This is a genomic window from Vibrio sp. Vb0937 (assembly GCF_033338855.1).
This window is the reverse complement of sequence record NZ_JAWOTK010000487.1, coordinates 1-1,009: the sequence shown is the minus strand read 5'-3', so window position 1 is coordinate 1,009 and position 1,009 is coordinate 1. Positions and strand designations below refer to the sequence as shown.

Annotated in this window: 1 protein-coding gene; it reads left to right on the top strand. The window is 47.2% G+C overall.

Annotated elements, in window-relative coordinates:
* Positions 1 to 88 precede the first annotated feature (88 nt).
* A partial coding sequence (hemA, locus tag R7P67_RS26705; RefSeq protein WP_318086571.1) for a glutamyl-tRNA reductase occupies positions 89 to 1,009 on the top strand: 921 nt, incomplete at its 3' end.

Sequence of the window (1,009 nt, the reverse complement as noted above, 5' to 3'; positions counted from 1 at the left end):
ACAAATCCGGCTTACCCTTTCAATAAATGCGTGCTTACAGTAAAATTCTGAACCTATTTTATAACCGATCTCAGAGATACCACGTTAGATGTCCTTGCTTGCTATTGGAATTAATCACAATACAGCGTCTGTTGACTTGCGAGAGAAAGTGGCGTTCGGGCCTGATAAGCTCGGCCCTGCACTTGAGCAACTCAGAGAGCACGAAGCGGTTAACGGCAGTGTGATTGTTTCAACCTGTAACCGTACTGAGTTGTACTGCGACGTTAAGCAAGGAGCGCGAAACAAGCTGATCGATTGGCTCGCTCAATTTCACCAAGTGAGCCGTGAAGACTTGATGCCAAGTTTGTATGTACACGAAGAACAAGCGGCAATTAAACACTTGATGCGCGTCTCGTGTGGCCTTGATTCACTGGTACTTGGTGAGCCGCAGATCTTAGGTCAAGTGAAACAGGCATTTTCTGATTCACGTGATCATCAAGCTGTAGACTCTTCGATTGATAAGCTGTTCCAAAAAACGTTTTCTGTTGCAAAACGAGTTCGTACGGAAACTGATATCGGTGGCAATGCTGTGTCGGTGGCTTACGCCGCATGTACATTAGCAAAACACATTTTCGAATCGTTATCTGACTCGACAGTCTTACTTGTCGGGGCAGGTGAAACCATCGAACTGGTCGCGAAGCACTTAGCGTCGAACGGCTGCACAAAAATGATAGTCGCAAACCGCACCAAAGAGCGTGCTCAAGGGTTAGCTGAGCAGTTTGGTGCAGAAGTAATCAGCCTGAACGAAATCCCAGACCACCTCGCAAGAGCGGACATCGTGATTAGCTCAACAGCGAGTCCGTTGCCTATTATTGGTAAAGGCATGGTCGAAACAGCGCTGAAACAACGTCGTCATCAACCTATTCTGTTAGTCGATATTGCTGTACCACGTGATGTGGAAGCGCAAGTTGGCGAATTGAAAGATGCTTATCTGTATCCGGTGGACGACTTGCAGTCGCTCATCGATAGC